This is a genomic window from Enterobacter cloacae complex sp. HYC003_NIDB (assembly GCF_056673375.1).
The window spans coordinates 1-24,545 of the sequence record NZ_CP114222.1 but is presented as its reverse complement, the minus strand read 5'-3'; the positions used below and the strand labels follow the sequence as shown (position 1 = coordinate 24,545).

Here is a 24,545-nt window from a genome sequence, read left to right as displayed (position 1 = left end):
TCCACACAGCACCGGCGCCCGGTAAGGTGGGCGGATTCCCACACGGCACCGGCGCCCGGTAAGGTGGGCGGATTCCCACACGGCACCGGCGCCCGGTAAGGTGGGCGGATTCCCACACGGCACCGGCGCCCGGCAAGATGGGCGGATTTCCACACAGCACCGGCGCCCGGTAAGGTGGGCGGATTTCCACACAGCACCGGCGCCCGGCAAGGTGGGCGGATTCCCACACGGCACCGGCGCCCGGCAAGATGGGCGGATTTCCACACAGCACCGGCGCCCGGTAAGGTGGGCGGATTTCCACACAGCACCGGCGCCCGGCAAGGTGGGCGGATTCCCACACGGCACCGGCGCGCGGCAAGGTGGGCGGATTCCCACACGGCACCGGCGCGCGGCAAGGTGGGCGGATTTCCACACAGCACCGGCGCCCGGCAAGGTGGGCGGATTCCCACACGGCACCGGCGCGCGGCAAGGTGGGCGGATTCCCACACGGCACCGGCGCGCGGCAAGGTGGGCGGATTTCCACACGGCACCGGCGCCCGGCAAGGTGGGCCGATTCCCATATCGACATGTATGTAGCTTGTGTTATCTGTGGATTGTGCAGCTCAGCGGGTCGCTGGTCGTATGGCGGAGTGTCCCCCGTAACCGGCCGCGTGCGGCCGCTAACGCGCAGTACGGCGCCGCGTCCCGCAGACGGGCCGCCGTTCCCGCGCGCAGCACTGCGCACCCCCGTGGGGGACGTACGGCAGCTGCGTGGCGGTGAGCGGGATTAGGGCTTTGCAGCTACCGTGTTAAGTTCCCTGGTGTCGCTGAAATAGTTGATGAACATCCCCCTAAGCGTCAGCAGCAAGCTGCCGCCGCTTAGGCCCCGGAAATCACGCCCTTTACGTCGTAAACGCCGTAAAGCCCGCTCACCGGGGTTAAAAGGGATTACTTTGACTTCTTCATTGCTGTTCGCGAGTTAAGGCTAATCAGGGCAGGGGGTAGGGTGGCAGAATTTATAGCCCGGCAACCGGCTACGCCGGGCTTTCGGCGCCATTTTACAACACAGACGGCTTTGTTGAATAAATCGAACTTTTGCTGAGTTGAAGGATCAGATCACGCATCTTCCCGACAACGCAGACCATTCCGTGGCAAAGCAAAAGTTCAAAATAACCAACTGGCCCACCTACAATAAAGCCCTCATCAACCGTGGCTCCATAACTTTCTGGCTGGATGATGAAGCTATTCAGGCCTGGTATGAGTCGGCAACGCCTTCATCACGGGGAAGACCTCAGCGCTATTCTGATCTCGCCATCACCACCGTTCTGGTCATTAAACGCGTGTTCAGGTTGACCCTGCGGGCTGCACAGGGTTTTATTGATTCCATTTTTACACTGATGAATGTTCCGTTGCGCTGCCCGGATTACACCAGTGTCAGCAAGCGCGCAAAGTCGGTTAATGTCAGTTTCAAAACGTTCACCCGGGGTGAAATCGCGCATCTGGTGATTGATTCCACCGGGCTGAAGGTCTTTGGTGAAGGCGAATGGAAAGTCAAAAAGCATGGCCAGGAACGCCGTCGTATATGGCGAAAGTTGCATCTGGCAGTTGACAGCAACACACATGAAATCATCTGTGCAAACCTGTCGCTGAACAATGTGACGGACTCAGAAGCCTTCCCGGGTCTTATCCGGCAGACTCACAGAAAAATCAGGGCAGCATCGGCAGACGGCGCTTACGACACCCAACTCTGTCACGATGAACTGCGGCGTAAGAAAATCAGCGCGCTTATCCCGCCCCGAAAAGGCGCGGGTTACTGGCCCGGTGAATATGCAGACCGTAACCGTGCTGTTGCGAATCAGCGGCTGACCGGGAGTAATGCGCGGTGGAAATGGACAACAGATTACAACCGTCGCTCGATAGCGGAAACGGCGATGTACCGGGTAAAACAGCTGTTCGGAGGTTCACTGACACTGCGTGACTACGATGGTCAGGTTGCAGAGGCTATGGCCCTGGTACGAGCGCTGAACAAAATGACGAAAGCAGGTATGCCTGAAAGCGTGCGTATTGCCTGAAAACACAACCCGCTACGGGGGAGACTTACCCGAAATCTGATTTATTCAACAAAGCCGCGCGGGGCTAACAGGTAAGATGAAATTAAGGTTTTACGAACACTGCCACTGTAATTAATTACCGCTACTTTCATAAATCACCTCAGAATTTTTTGTTGAACTTCTTAGGGTCGAAATTCTCACCGATTTTCTTGAAGAATTCTTTATCAATAATGCCGGGACTCTCTGCTTTTTTACTTTCCTGCACTTCAGGCTCAGACGGTTGTGTATTGTGCAATACACTTTCCGCTGCACCCTTCGCGCTACTCTTATCATGCGTATTGTGCAATACATTTTTTCGGTTTTGCCGCGTTCTATACAGTGCCATCTCAAGCCCTTTGGCTGTTACCGAAAAGCTGTATTCGCTGTCGAGGATTTCAGCAATTTCATGCCGCGTTAGCCCTCTGTCCAGCCAGTTCTCGATTTCATTTAGGCGCAATCTGACAGCAGCCGATAAGTTGCGGGGTTTCAGATCTGCTGGTTTATTCATAACCCCCTCCGTTGTATGAAAATGACTCTACAACACTCGTAAGAAGGGGTCAATCGAGTTTTGTAGTTTATCTGTAGTTTTATTGTAGTCTATTTGTAGTCTGTCACGTTTTTTGTAGTTTATTTGTAGTTTTATTGTAGTCTATTTGTAGTCTTACAACACTAAGGCAAAACGTTTTTTGTAGTTTATCTGTAGTTTATCTGTAGTTTTTGGTTGCTCAGATGGTCATGCAAGCATGACCATCAAAGAATAGGACGCTTTTTAGCCAAATGCCCCTTAACCTACGGAGATCGCCCTACCAAAAAAAGATGATTTTTTATCCCTTAACCTGCTATACACCTAACGCAGCGTGATAAATCACGCTATCGCACTGATTTAAAAGAAAAAAAACAAAATTTAGCCATGCTGCGGTATTACCCAGGTATTACAAATCAAATCTAAATTACTGATTTAAATAACTTTTTATTTATTACTTTGGTAATACTATGATTTCACCGTATTAGACACCCTTTTTTCGTGGCACTGTTGCAAATAGTCGGTGGTGATAAACTTATCATCCCCTTTTGCTGATGGAGCTGCACATGAACCCATTCAAAGGCCGGCATTTTCAGCGTGACATCATTCTGTGGGCCGTACGCTGGTACTGCAAATACGGCATCAGTTACCGTGAGCTGCAGGAGATGCTGGCTGAACGCGGAGTGAATGTCGATCACTCCACGATTTACCGCTGGGTTCAGCGTTATGCGCCTGAAATGGAAAAACGGCTGCGCTGGTACTGGCGTAACCCTTCCGATCTTTGCCCGTGGCACATGGATGAAACCTACGTGAAGGTCAATGGCCGCTGGGCGTATCTGTACCGGGCCGTCGACAGCCGGGGCCGCACTGTCGATTTTTATCTCTCCTCCCGTCGTAACAGCAAAGCTGCATACCGGTTTCTGGGTAAAATCCTCAACAACGTGAAGAAGTGGCAGATCCCGCGATTCATCAACACGGATAAAGCGCCCGCCTATGGTCGCGCGCTTGCTCTGCTCAAACGCGAAGGCCGGTGCCCGTCTGACGTTGAACACCGACAGATTAAGTACCGGAACAACGTGATTGAATGCGATCATGGCAAACTGAAACGGATAATCGGCGCCACGCTGGGATTTAAATCCATGAAGACGGCTTACGCCACCATCAAAGGTATTGAGGTGATGCGTGCACTACGCAAAGGCCAGGCCTCAGCATTTTATTATGGTGATCCCCTGGGCGAAATGCGCCTGGTAAGCAGAGTTTTTGAAATGTAAGGCCTTTGAATAAGACAAAAGGCTGCCTCATCGCTAACTTTGCAACAGTGCCGGCGAACGAACCGCTCGACGGGCGATCCTTCCCCCAAGGCGTGACCGAGTTCGTGAGGCTCCGTCAGCGTTTCAGCCAGCGGACCAACCGCGACCATCGATGCATCGGGGTGCGCGCTGCGCCGCGCGCCGGGGGCTTGAACCAGAAATTGATTCAGCAGGCCGAACCCACGGTAAGTCCCGGCTGTTGCGGGATCGAACGGCAGCCAGGTACGGCGGGCTTCGTCATCCAGCCGAGCGCCATTCAGAGTCTCCTCGTAGGGTGATCGGTCCCACGACGCGTATCCCATCACAGTGCCAGTCGGCCCAACCGCGGAGCGTAACGCGGCAACGACCGTCTCCGCTCCTCCTTCGACCGGACCAATCGCTTTAAGTGAGGCATGCACCATCAAGAGGTCACCGGTTTGGACTCCGAGTTTTTGAAGCGCCTCCGTTATTGCCTTCCGCGTATGCATCGCGATATCTCCTCTAAACTGCAAAACACTATACGGGGTCTGACGCTCAGTGTAGCCTTATCGCACCCGAAATTTCAAGACTCTCCTCCTCTAAACCTGTTACCAGTGGCTGCTGCCAGTGGCGCTTTGTCGTGTCTTTCCGGGTTGGACTCAAGACGATAGTTACCGGATAAGGCGCAGCAGTCGGACTGAACGGGGGGTTCGTGCATACAGTCCAGCTTGGAGCGAACTGCCTACCCGGAACTGAGTGTCAGGCGTGGAATGAGACAAACGCGGCCATAACAGCGGAATGACACCGGTAAACCGAAAGGCAGGAACAGGAGAGCGCGCGAGGGAGCTACCAGGGGGAAACGCCTGGGATCTTTAAGTCCTGTCGGGTTTCGCCGCCACTGATTTGAGCGTCAGATTTCGTGATGCTTGTCAGGGGGGCGGAGCCTATGGAAAAACGGCAACTCCGCATCCTTTTCCCAGTCCTTCCTGACTTCTCTCTATCTGCTATTTCGTTATTTGTAAGCCCGTAACGCCCGCCGCAGCCTCACGGCAGGAGCGTAGCGACCGAGTGAGCGAGGAGGCGTCATGTCATCGCCATCTGCATTTCGCACTTACGCCCCGCAGCCGCATTTTTCTCCTGCCACATGAAGCGCTTCCCTGAATCACCACTCCGAACTAATATATTAAGCCAGTATACACTCCGCTAGCGCTATGTGACTGGTTCAGGGCTGCGCCCCGAAACCCGCTAAAACCACTGACGCGCCTGCGGCTTGCCCAACGTCTCACGTCACCGGATTAAAATCCGCTCCCGTTCACCGTTTCTGGCTGTCTTTCAGCACCGCCAGCGCTTCATCGGTTCTGCTGTGTCTGGCAGACTGTGCGGAGTTATTCTGACGGGAGAATGCTATGAACAGACTGACAAACCTGACACCTGCAGAGAAAAAATTTCTTGATGATGCTATTGCCGCAGCTGAGAGAGCGTCAGGCAAAAAGCTAAATCAGCCGAACCGGCATATCGTCCTGAACAGAGCGCGTGCGCAGATTGAGTCGCAGCGTTACGCCGACCGCCAGCGTGCATTACGTGAGGATGAGCGGCAGCAGTCCGAGTTTGCCTGGTCACGTCCGCGCGCGCCGCGCCGCTGATTGCGCCTTTTGGCGGTTTAGTGGTGCTGACACTCCGAAATCGTCTGCCATTCACCCGCGTGCATAGCCATGCAGTCGCGCAGAAATCATCAGGTGCGTTTTTCAGGGTTATGGCCAGGGAAAGGTGCTGGAAATGGCTAACTCGTTACAGAGTGGCGCTGAGGGCCTTTCAGAGTGTCAAGGCTCAATTGAAATGTCCGTTATCCAGCTCAATTAAAATGACCACTTTGATCTCTCATTCTCTTTACTGATAGACTTGGCTTTGTTGAATAAATCAGATTTCGGGTAAGTCTCCCCCGTAGCGGGTTGTGTTTTCAGGCAATACGCACGCTTTCAGGCATACCTGCTTTCGTCATTTTGTTCAGCGCTCGTACCAGGGCCATAGCCTCCGCAACCTGACCATCGTAGTCACGCAGCGTCAGTGAACCCCCGAACAGCTGTTTTACCCGGTACATCGCCGTTTCCGCTATCGAGCGACGGTTGTAATCTGTTGTCCATTTCCACCGCGCATTACTCCCGGTCATTCGCTGATTAGCCACTGCACGGTTACGGTCTGCATATTCACCGGGCCAGTAACCCGCACCTTTTCGGGGTGGGATAAGCGCGCTGATTTTCTTACGCCGCAGTTCATCGTGACAGAGCCGGGTGTCGTAAGCGCCGTCTGCCGATGCTGCCCTGATTTTTCTGTGAGTCTGCCGGATAAGACCCGGGAAGGCTTCTGAGTCCGTCACATTGTTCAGCGACAGGTCTGCACAGATGATTTCATGTGTGTTGCTGTCAACTGCCAGATGCAACTTTCGCCATATACGACGGCGTTCCTGGCCATGCTTTTTGACTTTCCACTCGCCTTCACCAAAGACCTTCAGCCCGGTGGAATCAATCACCAGATGCGCGATTTCACCCCGGGTGAACGTTTTGAAACTGACGTTAACCGACTTTGCCCGCCTGCTGACACAGCTGTAATCCGGGCAGCGTAGCGGAACGTTCATCAGAGAAAAAATGGAATCAATAAAGCCCTGCGCAGCGCGCAGGGTCAGCCTGAATACGCGTTTAATGACCAGCACAGTCGTGATGGCAAGGTCAGAATAGCGCTGAGGTCTGCCTCGTGAAGAAGGTGTTGCTGACTCATACCAGGCCTGAATAGCTTCATCATCCAGCCAGAAAGTTATGGAGCCACGGTTGATGAGGGCTTTATTGTAGGTGGGCCAGTTGGTGATTTTGAACTTTTGCTTTGCCACGGAACGGTCTGCGTTGTCGGGAAGATGCGTGATCTGATCCTTCAACTCAGCAAAAGTTCGATTTATTCAACAAAGCCGCCCCGCAGAGTCCGGAACGCTGATACGGATCCATATCATTAGTAACAGCGAAAGTACTGACATAATACCGAACGTCAGGCGCCAGCCAAGATAATGCCCAAGCCAGGTTCCCAGCGGAACGCCTAGTGAGAGCGCCAGCGGTGTCCCAGCCATGGCTATCGCCATAGCCCGACCCTGATGAAGCGGCTCAACAATTCGGCGTGAAAACCCCGCCAGCAGGCTCCACGCCAGTCCCGCAGCCGCCCCGGCCCCCAAACGCGCTAACAGGGTCAGGTAAACATTTGATGAAAGTGCGGTAATGGTATTAAAAATGAAGAATCCCGCTACGGTCATTAATAAGACATATTTCCGATTCCACGACCGGGTAACGATAGTTAACGGAATAGCGGCAAATAATGACCCGAGGGCGTAGACGGTGACCCACTGGCCTGCGCTAGCCAGCGAAATATTCATTCCCTTACTGATTTCTGGCAATAATCCTGCTGGAATAGTTTCCGTCATGATGCAAATAAATCCGGTCATCGCAAAAGCCATTAATGGCATATAGGGAAATGTGTCATTCATTTTCTGCATTTTGCAATACCGTTAATGTTTAATTAAGCCTGCCAGGTGCGCAGGCTTAGCGCCTAATAGAGTAGATCGTTAGTCAATTAAAGTGCCATGTTCAGTATTGTTTCCGCCACTTCAGCAGTAATTTTTCCATGTTCACCTAATGCGATGTGCCCATGTTCTTTTAACTTGCCGATAACAGCTGAAATATCTTCCGCGCCCAGACCATAATCAGAAAGTCGGGTTTTAACGCCCATCAGTTCAAAAAATTCCACGGTGGCATTGATAGCCTCATCGGCCATTTTTTCGCTATCAGACTCAGGAATATTCCAGACACGCGCACCGTACTGAGCCAGCTTTTCTGCTTTTTCCTTTTTGCACAAGCGCCATAGTGCAGGCATAACGATAGCGAGGGTACGGGCGTGGTCGATTCCGTATAATGCAGTAATTTCCTGGCCAATCATGTGAGAAGCCCAGTCAGTTGGGACACCTGCGCTCAACATTCCATTCAGGGCCATCGTCGCAGCCCACATGATGTTAGCTCTGGCGTCGTAGTTCTGTGGATTTTTAAGGGCTACTGGGCCTTCTTCTTTCAGCGTGCTCAGCAGTCCTTCCGCCAGGCGATCCTGCACCTTAGCGTTAACCGGGTAAGTAATGTATTGCTCAAGAACGTGGACAAAGGCATCAACAACCCCGTTTGCGGTTTGTTGTTCAGGCAGCGTGTAGGTCATTTCCGGTTCGAGCACTGAAAATTTCGGCATAACGTAAGGGGAGGTGAAAAAGAGTTTATCCTGGGTGGTCACCCGATTAATCACCGCCGTGTTATTCATCTCTGAACCCGTGGCCGCCAGGGTCAGCACGCATCCAAAAGGGAGAGCTTGTTTCACCACGCCGCCATAACTCTTGACGATCTCCCATGGATCATTTTCGTAGAGGGCTGCGGCGGCAATAAATTTAGTCCCGTCGATCACTGAACCGCCGCCCACGGCCAGAAGAAAATCAATTTTTTCTGTTCTGACAATCTCAACGGCTTTCATCAGGGTTTCATAATGAGGGTTTGCTTCTACACCGCCAAACTCATAAACCAGGGTGTTTGTCAGGGACTCTTTTACGCGTTTCAATATACCGTGTTTTATAACGCTGCCCCCGCCATAGACAATCATGACCTTTTTACCCTGCGGGACTTCTTGTGCTAACGCAGAAATTTGATCGCGACCAAAAAGAATTTTTACCGGATTATGATAGATAAAATCTTGCATAATGATTACCTCATTTTCAGAATTAAAAGCCGTCACTACAACGAGGACATATTCACGTCGTGGAATATAAAGTACCATTTTGAATTTTATTTATTAATCAACATAAATTTCACTTACTTGTGAAATTTATTTGATAATTAATGACAGACTGGTACGCTGACGTCTCCAGTAGGGACCGAGGAGGAGGAATCGTGTGGATGAATTAAAGGTTTTTTTAACAGTGGCCAGGCTGAAAAGCTTTACCAAAGCCGCAGCTGAAATAGGTGTGACACCCTCAGCCATCAGCCACACGGTGAAATCTCTTGAGGAAAGGCTTGGGATCCGCCTGCTGGCCAGAACCACCCGCAGTATCTCCACTACGGAAGCAGGTGAAAGGCTCATTAACGAAGTTGGCCCGTTAATGGAACAGGTTGATGATGCTATTAGTCGGTTGAGTGAGCTTAGGGAAAAACCCACTGGCGTCATACGCCTCACGGCGGCAGATGATGTTATCCAGTATTTGATCCGTCCTGTATTACCGGACTTTCTGAGTCGCTACCCAGATATTCAGATTGAAATCGGCATTGACTATGGATTTACAGATATTGTTGATCAGCGTTTTGATGCCGGGATTCGTCCGGGCGATGTTCTGAATAATGATATGATTGCCGCAAAAATAAGCCAGAACTGGCGCCAGCTTGTTGTTGCTGCACCAGATTATTTTAAGCGTTATGCTAAGCCCAGGAAGCCGCAGGATCTTTTGAACCACAACTGCATTAACGTCCGCTATTCTGATACGAGTGGATTGTACGCCTGGGAATTCGAGAAAGATGCTCAGAAATTCAGTCTGAAAGTCAAAGGGCAATATATTGCGAACAGCACGATTCATCAGCTCGATGCAGCATTAGACGGGCTGGGGATTGCCTATATTCCCGAGTATGTTGCAGATGGATATATCAAAAGCGGCAAGCTGATTGCTGTTCTGACCGAGTGGTGTCCATATTTTGACGGCTACCATATTTATTATCCTCACCGCCGACAGGATTCTCCTGCGTTTATGGCTTTTCTGCAACTTTTGCGCGACAGGTACAATAATGGAATAAGATAAATTTATGAGTAAAGGATTATGTCCACGATAAGCACCTGGGTCGATTCCTGGGAGGCGGCCATGAGGGTAGGGAAGCGCCGTCCCGTCAAGTCAGCGTAATGCTCTGCCAGTGTTACAACCAATTAACCAATTCTGATTAGAAAAACTCATCGAGCATCAAATGAAACTGCAATTTATTCATATCAGGATTATCAATACCATATTTTTGAAAAAGCCGTTTCTGTAATGAAGGAGAAAACTCACCGAGGCAGTTCCATAGGATGGCAAGATCCTGGTATCGGTCTGCGATTCCGACTCGTCCAACATCAATACAACCTATTAATTTCCCCTCGTCAAAAATAAGGTTATCAAGTGAGAAATCACCATGAGTGACGACTGAATCCGGTGAGAATGGCAAAAGCTTATGCATTTCTTTCCAGACTTGTTCAACAGGCCAGCCATTACGCTCGTCATCAAAATCACTCGCATCAACCAAACCGTTATTCATTCGTGATTGCGCCTGAGCGAGACGAAATACGCGATCGCTGTTAAAAGGACAATTACAAACAGGAATCGAATGCAACCGGCGCAGGAACGCTGCCAGCGCATCAACAATATTTTCACCTGAATCAGGATATTCTTCTAATACCTGGAATGCTGTTTTCCCGGGGATCGCAGTGGTGAGTAACCATGCATCATCAGGAGTACGGATAAAATGCTTGATGGTCGGAAGAGGCATAAATGCCGTCAGCCAGTTTAGTCTGACCATCTCATCTGTAACATCATTGGCAACGCTACCTTTGCCATGTTTCAGAAACAACTCTGGCGCATCGGGCTTCCCATACAATCGATAGATTGTCGCACCTGATTGCCCGACATTATCGCGAGCCCATCTATACCCATATAAATCAACATCCAGGTTGGAATTTAATCGCGGCCTCGAGCAAGACGTTTCCCGTTGAATATGGCTCATAACACCCCTTGTATTACTGTTTATGTAAGCAGACAGTTTTATTGTTCATGATGATATATTTTTATCTTGTGCAATGTAACATCAGAGATTTTGAGACACAACGTGGCTTTGTTGAATAAATCAGATTTCGGGTAAGTCTCCCCCGTAGCGGGTTGTGTTTTCAGGCAATACGCACGCTTTCAGGCATACCTGCTTTCGTCATTTTGTTCAGCGCTCGTACCAGGGCCATAGCCTCCGCAACCTGACCATCGTAGTCACGCAGCGTCAGTGAACCCCCGAACAGCTGTTTTACCCGGTACATCGCCGTTTCCGCTATCGAGCGACGGTTGTAATCTGTTGTCCATTTCCACCGCGCATTACTCCCGGTCATTCGCTGATTAGCCACTGCACGGTTACGGTCTGCATATTCACCGGGCCAGTAACCCGCGCCTTTTCGGGGCGGGATAAGCGCGCTGATTTTCTTACGCCGCAGTTCATCGTGACAGAGCCGGGTGTCGTAAGCGCCGTCTGCCGATGCTGCCCTGATTTTTCTGTGAGTCTGCCGGATAAGACCCGGGAAGGCTTCTGAGTCCGTCACATTGTTCAGCGACAGGTCTGCACAGATGATTTCATGTGTTTTACTGTCAACGGCGAGATGCAGCTTACGCCAGATACGGCGGCGTTCCTGGCCATGCTTTTTGACTTTCCACTCGCCTTCACCGAAGACCTTCAGCCCGGTGGAATCAATCACCAGATGCGCGATTTCACCCCGGGTGGGCGTTTTGAAACTGACATTAACCGACTTTGCCCGCCTGCTGACACAGCTGTAATCCGGGCAGCGTAGCGGAACGTTCATCAGAGAAAAAATGGAATCAATAAAGCCCTGCGCAGCGCGCAGGGTCAGCCTGAACACGCGTTTAATGACCAGCACAGTCGTGATGGCAAGGTCAGAATAGCGCTGAGGTCTGCCTCGTGAAGAAGGTGTTGCTGACTCATACCAGGCCTGAATAGCTTCATCATCCAGCCAGAAAGTTATGGAGCCACGGTTGATGAGGGCTTTATTGTAGGTGGGCCAGTTGGTGATTTTGAACTTTTGCTTTGCCACGGAACGGTCTGCGTTGTCGGGAAGATACGTGATCTGATCCTTCAACTCAGCAAAAGTTCGATTTATTCAACAAAGCCGTTTTGAAACTGACGTTAACCGACTTTGCCCGCCTGCTGACACAGCTGTAATCCGGGCAGCGTAGCGGAACGTTCATCAGAGAAAAAATGGAATCAATAAAGCCCTGCGCAGCGCGCAGGGTCAGCCTGAATACGCGTTTAATGACCAGCACAGTCGTGATGGCAAGGTCAGAATAGCGCTGAGGTCTGCCTCGTGAAGAAGGTGTTGCTGACTCATACCAGGCCTGAATAGCTTCATCATCCAGCCAGAAAGTTATGGAGCCACGGTTGATGAGGGCTTTATTGTAGGTGGGCCAGTTGGTGATTTTGAACTTTTGCTTTGCCACGGAACGGTCTGCGTTGTCGGGAAGATGCGTGATCTGATCCTTCAACTCAGCAAAAGTTCGATTTATTCAACAAAGCCGATAGACTTTCCTCCGACTGAAACAACAGGATGATTGAGCCCATGCTTCGATACGAGTTAACGCCGAACAATGCAGGTTTTATACTGTGGGGAGATTCAGAAGCCCTGAATGAATTACATGAACTCATTCATTACATCGTGGATGAAAGCCCACTGATTAAAGTTAAAGACGGATTTATGTTATCCCTTGCCTATGATATTCGTAAAGCACGGGAAGGTAATCGTCGTGTTGAGCAACATCAGTATGATCAACATGATACATATAAGCTTTATGGTGTTGAGCTTTTATGGCCTCTGGTCCTGGTACAGTCCTCAATACTCAGAAACTCAATGGGTTATATTCAGACAGACAAAAACCAGCTGTCTGTCATGTATGCCTTTGAATACCTGATAGAATCAGCATTAACAGAGTCTGAGAGAACAACGTCGAATGATATTATGCTAACAGTAAAATATGCATCAGACTCTGATTTTAATTTCATTGAGGATAATATTGACAGCAGGTGCTGCTATTTTATCAGCCTATCTCCGGAGCAAAGAAAAAAGCAGTTAATCAGTATTGTTCGTTCTTTTCATTCATTATGGGGTAAGTATGCCCGTGAAAAGCAGGACATAAAGATGCTGAACGAAATGAATAATACATCATGGGTCTGGCCGGACAATATCAACTGGTGAGCAACCACTGTCCGGCCAGTGAGTACCATCAGCGGGCTCTTTTACCAAAAATGTCCTCTGAACGTGACTGAAGCTGTTTGAGTGCTTCGAGCATGTCATCATTATCCAGTGAGCGCTGGGATTTCTTCCCTTCCTGCTTTGGCCGTCGTCGGGAAGGGCCATCTCCAGCGGGAATTGACTGAGAGCGCGTGTTATCCCGCTTGCTCTGCACCAGACTGATAAACTCCAGGGTTCGGCCAAGACGCTTGTTATCGACAATCGCGCCCTGGTCGATTTCTGACAGTCGGTCGTAGGTAGAGTAGGGAAGTAGCGTACCGTTCAGGCGCAGCTCTTTTCTGCCATCAGGATAGTGATACACATCGATATATTTACCTATTGCACGGCGACTCAGTTCGCTGTCTTCAATCAGGTACAACATTTTATCATATTGTATCGTCAACGATTTTGAGACTTTACGTTTTTCACGAACAGTGAAAATAAGCCCCAGGTCCTCATCATGTTCTACAGCACGGTGTACGTCAAAATCATGTCGCGGTACTTTGCCAAAACGGCGGTTATAGTCAGCCATATAGGCCTCAGCGAAGTCATTTGCAGCCTCCATTGAACAAATGCCCTGTAACCGCAGCTCTTTGACCAGACGATCCTGTAAAGTGAGGTGAGCTCGTTCTACACGCCCTTTGGCGGGACTGGTTTCTGCACAGATAGTCTGGATGTTCAGTTCATGCATGGCTCGCCCAAACTGAGTATGCCCGTCTCCGCCTGTGGCGTGTTTATTGTTAACACGAAAAACACCGGCTTTATCGCTGTACAGTGCCAGCGGTTTACCATGCTTATCGATATAGCGCCGCGTGGCTTCGAAGTAAGAAAACGTGGACTCCGATTTAACAAACAACAGTTCCATCAGTTTGCTGGTTGCATCATCAACATAGACCAGCGCGGTGCAGGCCGGGCCACGGCCTTCAAACCAGTCGTGATCACAGCCATCTATTTGTATCAGCTCACCAGTACACGGACGCCGGTACCGTGGTTGAGGGATCCTTGCGGCACGTTGTTTACGGGGAACCCATAAGCCAGCCCGCACCATGATGCGCCGGACAGTTTCTTTGCCAAGAAACAGTCCGTGGAGTTCTTCGAGCTTTTCACGCGCCAGAGTCGGACCGAAATCAGCATAACGCGTCTTGATCAGTTCCAGAGCCTGATCTGCGAGCCCGGGTGGCAACTGGCGGTTACCACGCATGCCACATCGTCTGCTGGCCATACCAAGCGGTCCGCCTTCACGGTAACGGGCAAGAAGTCTGCGGCATTGCCTGTCGCTGATACCGAGGTGCTCGGCCGCACGGCGCGTTGTGATGCGACGTTCAATGACGTCCTGTATAATCTTGATCCGGTTGATCTCTTTCAAAGTAAACACTCCTGAGCTTTCTGCGCTCATGATATGCCTCCCGGTAGTTTAAACGGACCAGTGAAGCTTACCATAGCGCGGACATCTGAATTGAGCCACAGGCGGACATTACTATTGAGCCATTACATCAGAGGGTGCGTCCAAGAGATGTTATGGTAAATAAGAGTGTCTGTTGGATATTTTAAATCTGTTTTTCTATTAAATTTATGGGGGTAGGAAATGGGGGATTTTGAGCGTACCTACGGAGCTGGTGCTGATTTTGATCGGATAATTGATGAGAATAACAGCGAATATTTTCGAGATGAGCGCCAAAAAGCTAAAAATTCGAAAAAGAATTCTCTTCTTTTCAAGATGCTTTGGTTTGGGCGAAAGCTAATCCTGGTAAAACGATAGTAAGATCTCCAGACGGTGTGGGATTTATTGAAAAATGAAAGAGTGGATTCACTGTAAAACGGCAGTCATTTTTTGGACAACACTGGCTATATACGTACTCATATGTTTCACAGTGTCGTATGTTGGAGTCTATGTTACGTACATTGCAGGGCCTATTTTGTTAGTTACAGGAATTCTTGCATGGCTTACGAAACCTAGTAGTAATTCAAATAAATCTAATATGTGACTGGGTAAGACGAACTTCATCCAACCATAAAACCCGCTTTTTTAAACGGATCTTCTTGAGATCATTTAGGGAGAATCGTAATCTCTTAGCTCTGTAAACGAAAAAACCACCCGGCAAGGTGGCTTTTTCGAAGGTTCGCAAGAGTTGAGGCTCTTTTGAACCGCGGTAACTGGCTTGGAGGAGCAGGGGTCTGACGCTCAGTGGAACGAAAACTCACGTTAAGGGATTTTGGTCATGAGATTATCAAAAAGGATCTTCACCTAGATCCTTTTAAATTAAAAATGAAGTTTTAAATCAATCTAAAGTATATATGAGTAAACTTGGTCTGACAGTTACCAATGCTTAATCAGTGAGGCACCTATCTCAGCGATCTGTCTATTTCGTTCATCCATAGTTGCCTGACTCCCCGTCGTGTAGATAACTACGATACGGGAGGGCTTACCATCTGGCCCCAGTGCTGCAATGATACCGCGAGACCCACGCTCACCGGCTCCAGATTTATCAGCAATAAACCAGCCAGCCGGAAGGGCCGAGCGCAGAAGTGGTCCTGCAACTTTATCCGCCTCCATCCAGTCTATTAATTGTTGCCGGGAAGCTAGAGTAAGTAGTTCGCCAGTTAATAGTTTGCGCAACGTTGTTGCCATTGCTGCAGGCATCGTGGTGTCACGCTCGTCGTTTGGTATGGCTTCATTCAGCTCCGGTTCCCAACGATCAAGGCGAGTTACATGATCCCCCATGTTGTGCAAAAAAGCGGTTAGCTCCTTCGGTCCTCCGATCGTTGTCAGAAGTAAGTTGGCAGCAGTGTTATCACTCATGGTTATGGCAGCACTGCATAATTCTCTTACTGTCATGCCATCCGTAAGATGCTTTTCTGTGACTGGTGAGTACTCAACCAAGTCATTCTGAGAATAGTGTATGCGGCGACCGAGTTGCTCTTGCCCGGCGTCAACACGGGATAATACCGCACCACATAGCAGAACTTTAAAAGTGCTCATCATTGGAAAACGTTCTTCGGGGCGAAAACTCTCAAGGATCTTACCGCTGTTGAGATCCAGTTCGATGTAACCCACTCGTGCACCCAACTGATCTTCAGCATCTTTTACTTTCACCAGCGTTTCTGGGTGAGCAAAAACAGGAAGGCAAAATGCCGCAAAAAAGGGAATAAGGGCGACACGAAAATGTTGAATACTCATACTCTTCCTTTTTCAATATTATTGAAGCATTTACCAGGGTTATTGTCTCATGAGCGGATACATATTTGAATGTATTTAGAAAAATAAACAAATAGGGGTTCCGCGCACATTTCCCCGAAAAGTGCCACCTGACGTCTAAGAAACCATTATTATCATGACATTAACCTATAAAAATAGGCGTATCACGAGGCCCTTTCGTCTTCAAGAATTTTATAAACCGTGGAGCGGGCAATACTGAGCTGATGAGCAATTTCCGTTGCACCAGTGCCCTTCTGATGAAGCGTCAGCACGACGTTCCTGTCCACGGTACGCCTGCGGCCAAATTTGATTCCTTTCAGCTTTGCTTCCTGTCGGCCCTCATTCGTGCGTTCTAGGATCCTCCGGCGTTCAGCCTGTGCCACAGCCGACAGGATGGTGACCACCATTTGCCCCATATCACCGTCGGTACTGATCCCGTCATCAATGAACCGGACTGCCACGCCCTGAGCGTCAAATTCCTTTATCAGTTGGATCATATCGGCAGTGTCGCGGCCAAGACGGTCGAGCTTCTTAACCAGAATGACATCACCTTCCTCCACCTTCATCCTCAGCAAATCCAGCCCTTCCCGGTCTGTTGAACTGCCGGATGCCTTATCGGTAAATATACGGTTTGCTTTCACACCTGCGTCTTTGAGTGCTCTGACCTGAAGATCAAGAGACTGCTGACTGGTTGAGACCCGAGCGTAACCAAAAAGTCGCATAAAAATGTACCTTAAATCGAATATCGGACAACTCATGTCTATTATTACAAATTTACGATTTAATAGACATATTAATGTAACAGTTTTACGATGTCCGATAATTTATAACATTTCGTACGGTTGGAAAAATGTTACTAAATGCCCGTCAGGCAGGGAGGCCGATATGCCCGTTGACTTTCTGACCACTGAGCAGACTGAAAGCTATGGCAGATTCACCGGTGAACCGGATGAGCTTCAGCTGGCACGATATTTTCACCTTGATGAAGCAGACAAGGAATTTATCGGAAAAAGCAGAGGTGATCACAACCGTCTGGGCATTGCCCTGCAAATTGGATGTGTCCGTTTTCTGGGCACCTTCCTCACCGATATGAATCATATTCCTTCCGGCGTCCGGCATTTTACCGCCAGACAGCTCGGGATTCGTGATATCACCGTTCTTGCAGAATACGGTCAGAGGGAAAATACCCGCCGTGAGCATGCAGCGCTGATACGTCAGCACTATCAGTATCGTGAATTTGCCTGGCCCTGGACATTTCGCCTTACCCGTCTTTTATATACCCGGAGCTGGATAAGCAACGAACGTCCTGGCCTGCTTTTCGATCTGGCGACAGGGTGGCTTATGCAACATCGTATTATTCTCCCCGGAGCCACTACGCTGACCCGGTTGATTTCAGAGGTAAGGGAAAAGGCGACGTTGCGCCTGTGGAACAAACTGGCACTGATACCGTCAGCCGAACAGCGTTCACAGCTGGAGATGCTGCTGGGGCCAACTGATTGCAGCCGCCTGTCTTTACTGGAATCACTGAAAAAGGGCCCTGTGACCATCAGTGGTCCGGCGTTTAATGAAGCAATTGAACGCTGGAAAACTCTGAACGATTTTGGCCTGCATGCTGAAAACCTGAGTACACTCCCGGCTGTGCGCCTGAAAAATCTCGCACGTTATGCTGGTATGACTTCGGTGTTCAATATTGCCAGGATGTCACCGCAGAAAAGGATGGCGGTTCTGGTTGCCTTTGTCCTTGCATGGGAAACGCTGGCGCTGGATGATGCATTGGACGTTCTGGACGCCATGCTGGCCGTTATCATCCGTGACGCCAGAAAGATTGGGCAGAAAAAACGGCTCCGCTCGCTGAAGGATCTGGATAAATCTGCATTGGCGCTCGCCAGCGCATGTTCGTACCTGCTGAAAGAAGAAACACCGGACGAATCGATTCGTGCTGAGGTGTTCAGCTACATCCCAAGGCAAAAGCTGGCTGAAATCATCACGCTTGTCCGTGAAATTGCCCGGCCCTCAGACGATAATTTTCATGAAGAAATGGTGGAGCAGTACGGGCGCGTTCGTCGTTTCCTGCCCCATCTGCTGAATACCGTTAAATTTTCATCCGCACCTGCCGGGGTTACCACTCTGAATGCCTGTGACTACCTCAGCCGGGAGTTCAGCTCACGGCGGCAGTTTTTTGACGACGCACCAACGGAAATTATCAGTCGGTCATGGAAACGGCTGGTGATTAACAAGGAAAAACATATCACCCGCAGGGGATACACGCTCTGCTTTCTCAGTAAACTGCAGGATAGTCTGAGGCGGAGGGATGTCTACGTTACCGGCAGTAACCGGTGGGGAGATCCTCGTGCAAGATTACTACAGGGTGCTGACTGGCAGGCAAACCGGATTAAGGTTTATCGTTCTTTGGGGCACCCGACAGACCCGCAGGAAGCAATAAAATCTCTGGGTCATCAGCTTGATAGTCGTTACAGACAGGTTGCTGCACGTCTTTGCGAAAATGAGGCTGTCGAACTCGATGTTTCTGGCCCGAAGCCCCGGTTGACAATTTCTCCCCTCGCCAGTCTTGATGAGCCGGACAGTCTGAAACGACTGAGCAAAATGATCAGTGATCTACTCCCTCCGGTGGATTTAACGGAGTTGCTGCTCGAAATTAACGCCCATACCGGATTTGCTGATGAGTTTTTCCATGCTAGTGAAGCCAGTGCCAGAGTTGATGATCTGCCCGTCAGCATCAGCGCCGTGCTGATGGCTGAAGCCTGCAATATCGGTCTGGAACCACTGATCAGATCAAATGTTCCTGCACTGACCCGACACCGGCTGAACTGGACAAAAGCGAACTATCTGCGGGCTGAAACTATCACCAGCGCTAATGCCAGACTGGTTGATTTTCAGGCAACGCTGCCACTGGCACAGATATGGGGTGGAGGAGAAGTGGCATCTGCAGATGGAATGCGCTTTGTTACGCCAGTCAGAACAATCAATGCCGGACCGAACCGCAAATACTTTGGTAATAACAGAGGGATCACCTGGTACAACTTTGTGTCCGATCAGTATTCCGGCTTTCATGGCATCGTTATACCGGGGACGCTGAGGGACTCTATCTTTGTGCTGGAAGGTCTTCTGGAACAGGAGACCGGGCTGAATCCAACCGAAATTATGACCGATACAGCAGGTGCCAGCGAACTTGTCTTTGGCCTTTTCTGGCTGCTGGGATACCAGTTTTCTCCACGCCTGGCTGATGCCGGTGCTTCGGTTTTCTGGCGAATGGACCATGATGCCGACTATGGCGTGCTGAATGATATTGCCAGAGGGCAATCAGATCCCCGAAAAATAGTCCTTCAGTGGGACGAAATGATCCGGACCGCTGGCTCCCTGAAGCTGGGCAAAGTACAGGTTTCAGTGCTGGTCCGTTCATTGCTGAAAAGTGAACGTCCTTCCGGACTGACTCAGGCAATCATTGAAGTGGGGCGCATCAACAAAACGCTGTATCTGCTTAATTATATTGATGATGAAGATTACCGCCGGCGCATTCTGACCCAGCTTAATCGGGGAGAAAGTCGCCATGCCGTTGCCAGAGCCATCTGTCACGGTCAAAAAGGTGAGATAAGAAAACGATATACCGACGGTCAGGAAGATCAACTGGGCACACTGGGGCTGGTCACTAACGCCGTCGTGTTATGGAACACTATTTATATGCAGGCAGCCCTGGATCATCTCCGGGCGCAGGGTGAAACACTGAATGATGAAGATATCGCACGCCTCTCCCCGCTTTGCCACGGACATATCAATATGCTCGGCCATTATTCCTTCACGCTGGCAGAACTGGTGACCAAAGGACATCTGAGACCATTAAAAGAGGCGTCAGAGGCAGAAAACGTTGCTTAACGTGAGTTTTCGTTCCACTGAGCGTCAGACCCCGAGTACTGCGGGTAAATGGCGCCGTCGCCCGGCGCAGCCGGCTGCTGTTTTGACAGGTTCTGCCTCACCCACCCCCTTCCCTGCAAAGCTATACCCGCTAAAAACGGCTCAGATGCCTCTGTACGCGGTCGGAGTGGTCCCGGCAAGGCGACAGCCGCAGTCGGGGCGTATCTCCGCGTTAGCGGGCCGTTAGGGCCGCTTACGAGCGTGTATCCCAGAACTTACCGCGACACTACTCACAGAGATGACGAAGAGTAGTTACAACACCCATCATTAAAAGCGACACTACTCCCGGCCTTCGGCCGGGGGCGGCGGCGCTTTTCAGTGGTGGGGAGGGGCTCCTGGCTGGCAAACCGGCGCCGGTTTTATGATGAATTTTCATTTGAATGCTGTAACTAACTTGGTTCTCCGGTTGGGGCCCGTCGCGCAGCGATGGGAGCTCTCTCTAGCGCGCGCGGTATTCCTGCACCGTCTGGGTGAAATCAGGGATCGTAAACCGGAAAATCAGAGCTACCGCGCCAGTGGACTGACGCTGCTGACAGCAACTATCTCGCTGTGGAATACAGTGTATATGGAAAGAGCGGTCGATGCCCTGAAGCGTAAAGGGGTGAAGATCAACGAGCAACTGCTGTCACATTTGTCGCCGTTAGGCTGGGAGCATATCAATCTGACAGGCGATTACATCTGGAAAAACAACAGAATACCGGCCTCCGGTAAGTTTCGTCGGCTGAGGCCAGCTAAAGTAGAAAGGTCAAAAAACGACCTTAACGTACAATAATTTTCGATATCCAAACTGACCCCATAGAAACAGAAGCCACTGGAGCACCTCAAAAACACCATCATACACTAAATCAGTAAGTTGGCAGCATCACCGATACCCAACTGTAATAACAGATACTGAAATTAACATCATCTTAAATAGAACCCGTCATACGGGAGACGGCTTTGTTGAATAAATCGAACTTTTGCTGAGTTGAAGGATCAGAGCACGTATCTTTGGTCTGTTCGGAGATATCAATATCAAGCTTTAGTGTCGAGTTACCAATAACAAACGTGATCTGACCAGCCGTTCGCCTCGCTTCACTGCGCCACACCCGTTGTTTTGCGTCCCAATGAGCAGGCTCAACCCACCACACAGCATTAGATGCGGGATCGGTTATCGACTCTAACTGCTTTCTATCACCATTAGGCATGACAATGTAAGGCGGAGACTGATCACCCTGCTTAGTTTTTATCGCAAGTTGAGCAAAACGTAGCTCATCGACCTTAGGGTAGATGGTGGTGTGTGCGGAAAATGCATTGTTCCCCGTCTGCTCAAGCTTTAGCGAGTACTCCGACTCGCTAACACTGACTAAGGTTTGCTTATCGTGCCATTTGGTCTCGATAAACTTGATAACGAATGGAGCTTCCATGATTACGCCTAGTAGTTCACAACGCCATCATTCGATTCAGCCGTTTTAACCAAACGCTCTACCGATTTGGTGCAAGAAAACTCCGCCGTTATCTCTGCTTGATTATCCAACAGCGACTCAAGGCGAGGCAAGAATACACGGCTAACAAGCTCAGCTTTACTGTAATCGCCTACTTGCTTATCACCATCAAATGTGAATTTTGGTAGCACCTTATGAACGATAAAGTTGTTGATGGCCAGAGACTTATTGTCGTTTACATCGCTAAACAAACTTACGTAGTTAAGCCCCTGTCGAATGGTACGCATACCAAACTCCACGCCAAGCGGATCAAAGACATCTCGGTTTAAGGTCGTAAACAACTCGCAGAATTCATTCGTACGTTCAAATTTCGGATAAGGGGTACGCTCACCAAGCTCTTCAATATCAAACACTAGCGGTAAAGTAACGTCGTCTACCTGTGCACTCAACACCAATTCGCTTTAATGTCCCAAACGAGGTCATCCATGCCAGCATCTGCCGGTAACCTTGTCGTGTTGTGGAGAAATACTGAGTCCCAAGGACTTTATTGTTCTGATCTACGACAGCGGCAACGTGCAAATCTTTATGTGTATCCACGCCACCCACAACGGCAGCTTCGGTAACTTTATCAACCATGACAGAGCTCCTGTGAGGAAACAGAGTTGAATCTCCAGACAGATAACCCGGACAGGACAGTAACGAGACAAGCCGTCAGGCCCTTCTTGAGTCACGCGCATCGGTGAGGAGATGCCTCGCATGAAGGCGCTTCCGGCAACCGACGGGTCCAGGGCAGGACACAAAAGGTCGATCGCTGTGTGAGTCAGGATGCGGGAAGGTCTTCACTGCATCAGTAATCACACCAATCTGGTTAAACGGCAAACTAAGTGGTGGTAAAGACTGACATCGGCATTATTACTATCGCTGTGCACAATGACGTTTTCTTCAGGTTTACGTCGCCAGACCGCCATCAGCAGCGCATCCAGTGCCAGCTCGCGCGACAGTGTCGGCTTCATCGACCAGCCCACCACATTACGGGCAAAAAGATCGATAACCACTGCCAGGTACAGCCAGCCCTGCCAGGTGCGGATGTAGGTGATGTCGGTGACCCACACCTGATTGGGCTTCACTACAGTAAATTCACGCCGCACGTGATTAGGCGCTATCAGTGACGGTCGTCCCCGGCTCCCGCGTGGCACTTTATAACCATGTATAGCCTGAATCCTGTTTTTCCTCATGATTTTGGCAACCCGGTTTCTGCTGCACACTTCGCCAATTTCGCGAAGATCGCCATGAACCCTGCGATAACCGTAAACTCCACCACTCAGCGTATAGGAGTCGCGGATGAGTTCCAGCAGTCGCTGGTTATCCTTTTCTCCGGCAGATACAGGGTTATGGAGCCAGACATAAAATCCGGCACGGGCAACCTTAAGGACCCGACACATTGTAACGATCGACCAGATTTCACGGTGATCGTTGATAAAGCGATACTTCAGTCGGGCTCCCTTGCAAAGTACCGCGCTGCCTTTTTCAGAATATCCCGCTCTTCCTCAGTGCGTTTAAGCTGTGCTTTCAGCCTGAGAATTTCTGTTCTGGCATCCAGTAAATCCTGTGCCTGCTGTCCACTGTTGTCAGGCTTAACAGCCCGGAGCCATTTATATAGGCTGTGCGCCGACACGCCGAGCCGTTCAGATACTTCAGCAATAGAATAGCCCCGCTCGGTGATCTGGCGGACGGCCTCTTCCTTAAATTCAGGGGTAAAACGTGATGTGCCCATAGACTCCTCCTATGCTCAAACTATAGGGCAGATTTGTCTACGGGCTCGGGGTCACTCCATTAAGTGATAACAGGTGTCTGGAAATATAGGGGCAAATCCAGTCGGGAGGATGCGTGATCTGATCCTTCAACTCAGCAAAAGTTCGATTTATTCAACAAAGCCCATTCATGTCTGTCGTCTCCGTCACGGAAATTATTACGGGATTATTTCACCCAGTCTTCCAGCACCAGGCCCGGGACCCGCGCAAACTCTCTCACATTGTTCGTCACCAGGATGGCGCCCGCCGCGATGGCGTGCCCGGCAATGGCCGTGTCATTCGGGCCGATCGGCGTCCCGGCTAGGCGCAGCGCCACCCGGATGTCCGTCGTGGCGTCCACCGCGGCGCGGTCCCAGGGCAGGACGGCATCGAGGCGCGCGCAGAACGCGTCGACCAGCTGAATATGGCGCGGCGAGGCCTTCGGGCCGGTGGCGCCGAAGCGCATCTCGGCATACGTCACGGCCGAGACCACAATGCGATCACCGCGCAGCACCGCCTGCTCCAGGCGCTTCAGCACCGCTGCCGGCTGCTCGCGCATGATGAACGAGCAGATGTTGGTGTCGAGCATCCAGGTTTTCTTCATGGCTCAAAGCGTCCTTCATCGCTGACCACATCCTCACGCTCCGCCATAAAGTCCGGATCGGCCCTGTCCAGCTGCGCGAACGAGCCCCAGGTCGGCCGGACGGGACGCAGAATGATGCTGTCCCCTTCCCGGACGATCTCCAGCTCGCTGACGCCATCAAAATCCAGGTCCCGGGGCAGACGGATGGCGCGGTTATTGCCGTTTTTAAATATCGAAACTGTGCGCATGGTTTTTCCTCATATGCTGAGTGTGCCAGGGAGTATTCCCGCATAGGTGAAGTATATGCCTGCAAGCCCGGCTTGTATAGGTGTTACATATGCAGATGGTAGGTATATGCGTATGCTTTGCCTATGCAGATGCCCGGCATATGGATATGTTACACCTATGTTGGTTTCTCACTTTTCCCGCTCAGATCCGAAAAAAGGCAGTTCCGGATCTGATTCAGCCCCGCCGGCGCGCAGCGGCCCGGAAACACAAGATGTAGCGGTGTTTCCAGCTGTCAGTGACCATATATGTTGTGCCCCTCCCCTGCCCCGTGACCGGCCGCTCACCACCCTGAAAGGGCGCTGTGGTTATTCCGTGTGCGTGGTACACTTCCGGAAACTGTGGAATAACATAAAAGTCGGATCCGGCCAGAGCGGCCGTCAGGTAATTTAATTA

The 24,545-nt window shown here is 50.5% G+C and carries 19 protein-coding genes and 6 pseudogenes; 8 read left to right on the top strand and 17 right to left on the bottom strand.

Translation table 11 applies throughout. From position 1 onward, the window contains the following. Positions 1 to 1,082: 1,082 nt before the first annotated feature. Positions 1,083 to 2,051 carry an IS5 family transposase gene (locus O1722_RS25335; protein ID WP_030005799.1) on the top strand — a complete coding sequence of 323 codons (969 nt, stop codon included), beginning with the start codon at positions 1,083 to 1,085 and terminating at the stop codon, positions 2,049 to 2,051. 139 nt (positions 2,052 to 2,190) lie between these two features. On the opposite strand, the gene stbA is transcribed toward O1722_RS25335, so the two are convergent. Continuing rightward, positions 2,191 to 2,577 (bottom strand): plasmid stabilization protein StbA, encoded by a 387-nt coding sequence (gene stbA, locus O1722_RS25330; protein ID WP_001039464.1) that lies wholly within the window; start codon positions 2,575 to 2,577, stop codon positions 2,191 to 2,193. Positions 2,578 to 3,158: 581 nt separating this feature from the next. Between stbA and O1722_RS25325 the strand changes: the two genes are divergently transcribed. Further along, the gene (locus O1722_RS25325; protein WP_001067855.1) at positions 3,159 to 3,863 is read left to right on the top strand and encodes an IS6-like element IS26 family transposase; all 705 of its coding nucleotides are present in this window, start codon (positions 3,159 to 3,161) and stop codon (positions 3,861 to 3,863) included. A gap of 53 nt (positions 3,864 to 3,916) precedes the next feature. Here the strand turns inward: O1722_RS25325 and aac(3)-IId are convergent. After that, positions 3,917 to 4,369 (bottom strand): annotated as a pseudogene (gene aac(3)-IId / locus O1722_RS25320) (aminoglycoside N-acetyltransferase AAC(3)-IId); the annotation flags it as partial. An 897-nt stretch (positions 4,370 to 5,266) separates the two neighbouring features. Here aac(3)-IId and O1722_RS25315 point away from each other — a divergent pair. Next, positions 5,267 to 5,503 (top strand): hypothetical protein, encoded by a 237-nt coding sequence (locus O1722_RS25315; RefSeq protein WP_001676031.1) that lies wholly within the window; start codon positions 5,267 to 5,269, stop codon positions 5,501 to 5,503. A gap of 314 nt (positions 5,504 to 5,817) precedes the next feature. On the opposite strand, the gene O1722_RS25310 is transcribed toward O1722_RS25315, so the two are convergent. The 3 genes and pseudogenes from O1722_RS25310 to O1722_RS25300 form a co-directional block, all read right to left on the bottom strand. Continuing rightward, positions 5,818 to 6,786, bottom strand: a complete 969-nt coding sequence (locus tag O1722_RS25310; RefSeq protein WP_022652343.1) for an IS5-like element IS903B family transposase — start codon at positions 6,784 to 6,786, stop codon at positions 5,818 to 5,820. 30 nt (positions 6,787 to 6,816) lie between these two features. Continuing rightward, positions 6,817 to 7,392 (bottom strand): annotated as a pseudogene (locus tag O1722_RS25305) (MFS transporter); the annotation flags it as partial. A 77-nt stretch (positions 7,393 to 7,469) separates the two neighbouring features. Then, a complete protein-coding gene (locus O1722_RS25300; RefSeq protein WP_021243026.1) occupies positions 7,470 to 8,627 on the bottom strand; it encodes an iron-containing alcohol dehydrogenase in 1,158 nt (385 codons plus the stop codon). Positions 8,628 to 8,820: 193 nt separating this feature from the next. Here O1722_RS25300 and O1722_RS25295 point away from each other — a divergent pair, with 193 nt between their 5' ends. Next, entirely contained in the window at positions 8,821 to 9,714 is an 894-nt protein-coding gene (locus tag O1722_RS25295; protein ID WP_012695469.1) for a LysR family transcriptional regulator, read from the top strand. A gap of 136 nt (positions 9,715 to 9,850) precedes the next feature. Here O1722_RS25295 and aph(3')-Ia read toward each other — a convergent pair whose 3' ends face one another. The 3 genes and pseudogenes from aph(3')-Ia to O1722_RS25280 form a co-directional block, all read right to left on the bottom strand. Then, positions 9,851 to 10,666, bottom strand: a complete 816-nt coding sequence (gene aph(3')-Ia, locus O1722_RS25290) for an aminoglycoside O-phosphotransferase APH(3')-Ia (RefSeq protein ID WP_012695470.1) — start codon at positions 10,664 to 10,666, stop codon at positions 9,851 to 9,853. Positions 10,667 to 10,826: 160 nt separating this feature from the next. Beyond that, positions 10,827 to 11,795: an IS5-like element IS903B family transposase gene (locus tag O1722_RS25285; protein WP_013815099.1), complete on the bottom strand. Its 969-nt coding sequence runs from the start codon at positions 11,793 to 11,795 to the stop codon at positions 10,827 to 10,829. A 31-nt stretch (positions 11,796 to 11,826) separates the two neighbouring features. After that, positions 11,827 to 12,198: pseudogene (locus tag O1722_RS25280) on the bottom strand (IS5/IS1182 family transposase); the annotation flags it as partial. Between the two features lie 74 nt (positions 12,199 to 12,272). Between O1722_RS25280 and O1722_RS25275 the strand changes: the two are divergent. Next, entirely contained in the window at positions 12,273 to 12,905 is a 633-nt protein-coding gene (locus tag O1722_RS25275) for a DUF6904 family protein (protein ID WP_001567369.1), read from the top strand. Positions 12,906 to 12,933: 28 nt separating this feature from the next. On the opposite strand, the gene O1722_RS25270 is transcribed toward O1722_RS25275, so the two are convergent. From O1722_RS25270 to O1722_RS25260, 3 genes are all read right to left on the bottom strand, one after another. Continuing rightward, positions 12,934 to 14,337 carry an ISNCY-like element ISKpn21 family transposase gene (locus O1722_RS25270; protein WP_001567368.1) on the bottom strand — a complete coding sequence of 468 codons (1,404 nt, stop codon included), beginning with the start codon at positions 14,335 to 14,337 and terminating at the stop codon, positions 12,934 to 12,936. Positions 14,338 to 15,258: 921 nt separating this feature from the next. Next, entirely contained in the window at positions 15,259 to 16,119 is an 861-nt protein-coding gene (locus O1722_RS25265) for a broad-spectrum class A beta-lactamase TEM-1 (RefSeq protein ID WP_000027057.1), read from the bottom strand. 182 nt (positions 16,120 to 16,301) lie between these two features. Further along, a complete protein-coding gene (locus tag O1722_RS25260; protein ID WP_001235713.1) occupies positions 16,302 to 16,859 on the bottom strand; it encodes a recombinase family protein in 558 nt (185 codons plus the stop codon). A 163-nt stretch (positions 16,860 to 17,022) separates the two neighbouring features. On the opposite strand from O1722_RS25260, the gene O1722_RS25255 reads away from it, so the two are divergent. Continuing rightward, positions 17,023 to 20,028, top strand: coding sequence for a Tn3-like element Tn3 family transposase (locus tag O1722_RS25255; protein WP_001143760.1), 3,006 nt, complete (start codon positions 17,023 to 17,025; stop codon positions 20,026 to 20,028). Between the two features lie 475 nt (positions 20,029 to 20,503). Further along, positions 20,504 to 20,829 (top strand): annotated as a pseudogene (locus tag O1722_RS25250) (Tn3 family transposase); the annotation flags it as partial. A 146-nt stretch (positions 20,830 to 20,975) separates the two neighbouring features. Here the strand turns inward: O1722_RS25250 and O1722_RS25245 are convergent. The 6 genes and pseudogenes from O1722_RS25245 to vapB form a co-directional block, all read right to left on the bottom strand. After that, the gene (locus O1722_RS25245) at positions 20,976 to 21,473 is read right to left on the bottom strand and encodes a hypothetical protein (RefSeq protein WP_032446861.1); all 498 of its coding nucleotides are present in this window, start codon (positions 21,471 to 21,473) and stop codon (positions 20,976 to 20,978) included. Positions 21,474 to 21,481: 8 nt separating this feature from the next. Then, positions 21,482 to 21,904, bottom strand: coding sequence for a hypothetical protein (locus O1722_RS25240; protein WP_032446862.1), 423 nt, complete (start codon positions 21,902 to 21,904; stop codon positions 21,482 to 21,484). 22 nt (positions 21,905 to 21,926) lie between these two features. Then, positions 21,927 to 22,127 (bottom strand): annotated as a pseudogene (locus O1722_RS25235) (IS110 family transposase); the annotation flags it as partial. 224 nt (positions 22,128 to 22,351) lie between these two features. Beyond that, positions 22,352 to 23,265: pseudogene (locus O1722_RS25230) on the bottom strand (IS3 family transposase); the annotation flags it as partial. A gap of 203 nt (positions 23,266 to 23,468) precedes the next feature. Continuing rightward, entirely contained in the window at positions 23,469 to 23,885 is a 417-nt protein-coding gene (locus O1722_RS25225) for a type II toxin-antitoxin system VapC family toxin (RefSeq protein ID WP_000754566.1), read from the bottom strand. Next, on the bottom strand, positions 23,882 to 24,112 hold the full coding sequence (gene vapB / locus O1722_RS25220; RefSeq protein ID WP_001261276.1) for a type II toxin-antitoxin system VapB family antitoxin: 231 nt from the start codon (positions 24,110 to 24,112) through the stop codon (positions 23,882 to 23,884). The genes O1722_RS25225 and vapB overlap by 4 nt, the downstream gene beginning before the upstream one ends. Positions 24,113 to 24,167: 55 nt before the next feature. Here vapB and O1722_RS25215 point away from each other — a divergent pair, with 55 nt between their 5' ends. Further along, positions 24,168 to 24,542: a hypothetical protein gene (locus O1722_RS25215; protein ID WP_024130061.1), complete on the top strand. Its 375-nt coding sequence runs from the start codon at positions 24,168 to 24,170 to the stop codon at positions 24,540 to 24,542. Positions 24,543 to 24,545 lie beyond the last annotated feature (3 nt).

Coding starts and splice junctions, on each gene's coding strand:
- stbA (WP_001039464.1), bottom strand. CDS start 2,577: ATGAATAAACCAGCAGATCTGAAACCCCGCAACTTATCGGCTGCTGTC.
- O1722_RS25325 (WP_001067855.1), top strand. CDS start 3,159: ATGAACCCATTCAAAGGCCGGCATTTTCAGCGTGACATCATTCTGTGG.
- O1722_RS25315 (WP_001676031.1), top strand. CDS start 5,267: ATGAACAGACTGACAAACCTGACACCTGCAGAGAAAAAATTTCTTGAT.
- O1722_RS25300 (WP_021243026.1), bottom strand. CDS start 8,627: ATGCAAGATTTTATCTATCATAATCCGGTAAAAATTCTTTTTGGTCGC.
- O1722_RS25275 (WP_001567369.1), top strand. CDS start 12,273: ATGCTTCGATACGAGTTAACGCCGAACAATGCAGGTTTTATACTGTGG.
- O1722_RS25270 (WP_001567368.1), bottom strand. CDS start 14,337: ATGAGCGCAGAAAGCTCAGGAGTGTTTACTTTGAAAGAGATCAACCGG.
- O1722_RS25265 (WP_000027057.1), bottom strand. CDS start 16,119: ATGAGTATTCAACATTTTCGTGTCGCCCTTATTCCCTTTTTTGCGGCA.
- O1722_RS25260 (WP_001235713.1), bottom strand. CDS start 16,859: ATGCGACTTTTTGGTTACGCTCGGGTCTCAACCAGTCAGCAGTCTCTT.
- O1722_RS25255 (WP_001143760.1), top strand. CDS start 17,023: ATGCCCGTTGACTTTCTGACCACTGAGCAGACTGAAAGCTATGGCAGA.
- O1722_RS25245 (WP_032446861.1), bottom strand. CDS start 21,473: ATGGAAGCTCCATTCGTTATCAAGTTTATCGAGACCAAATGGCACGAT.
- O1722_RS25225 (WP_000754566.1), bottom strand. CDS start 23,885: ATGAAGAAAACCTGGATGCTCGACACCAACATCTGCTCGTTCATCATG.
- vapB (WP_001261276.1), bottom strand. CDS start 24,112: ATGCGCACAGTTTCGATATTTAAAAACGGCAATAACCGCGCCATCCGT.
- O1722_RS25215 (WP_024130061.1), top strand. CDS start 24,168: ATGCCTGCAAGCCCGGCTTGTATAGGTGTTACATATGCAGATGGTAGG.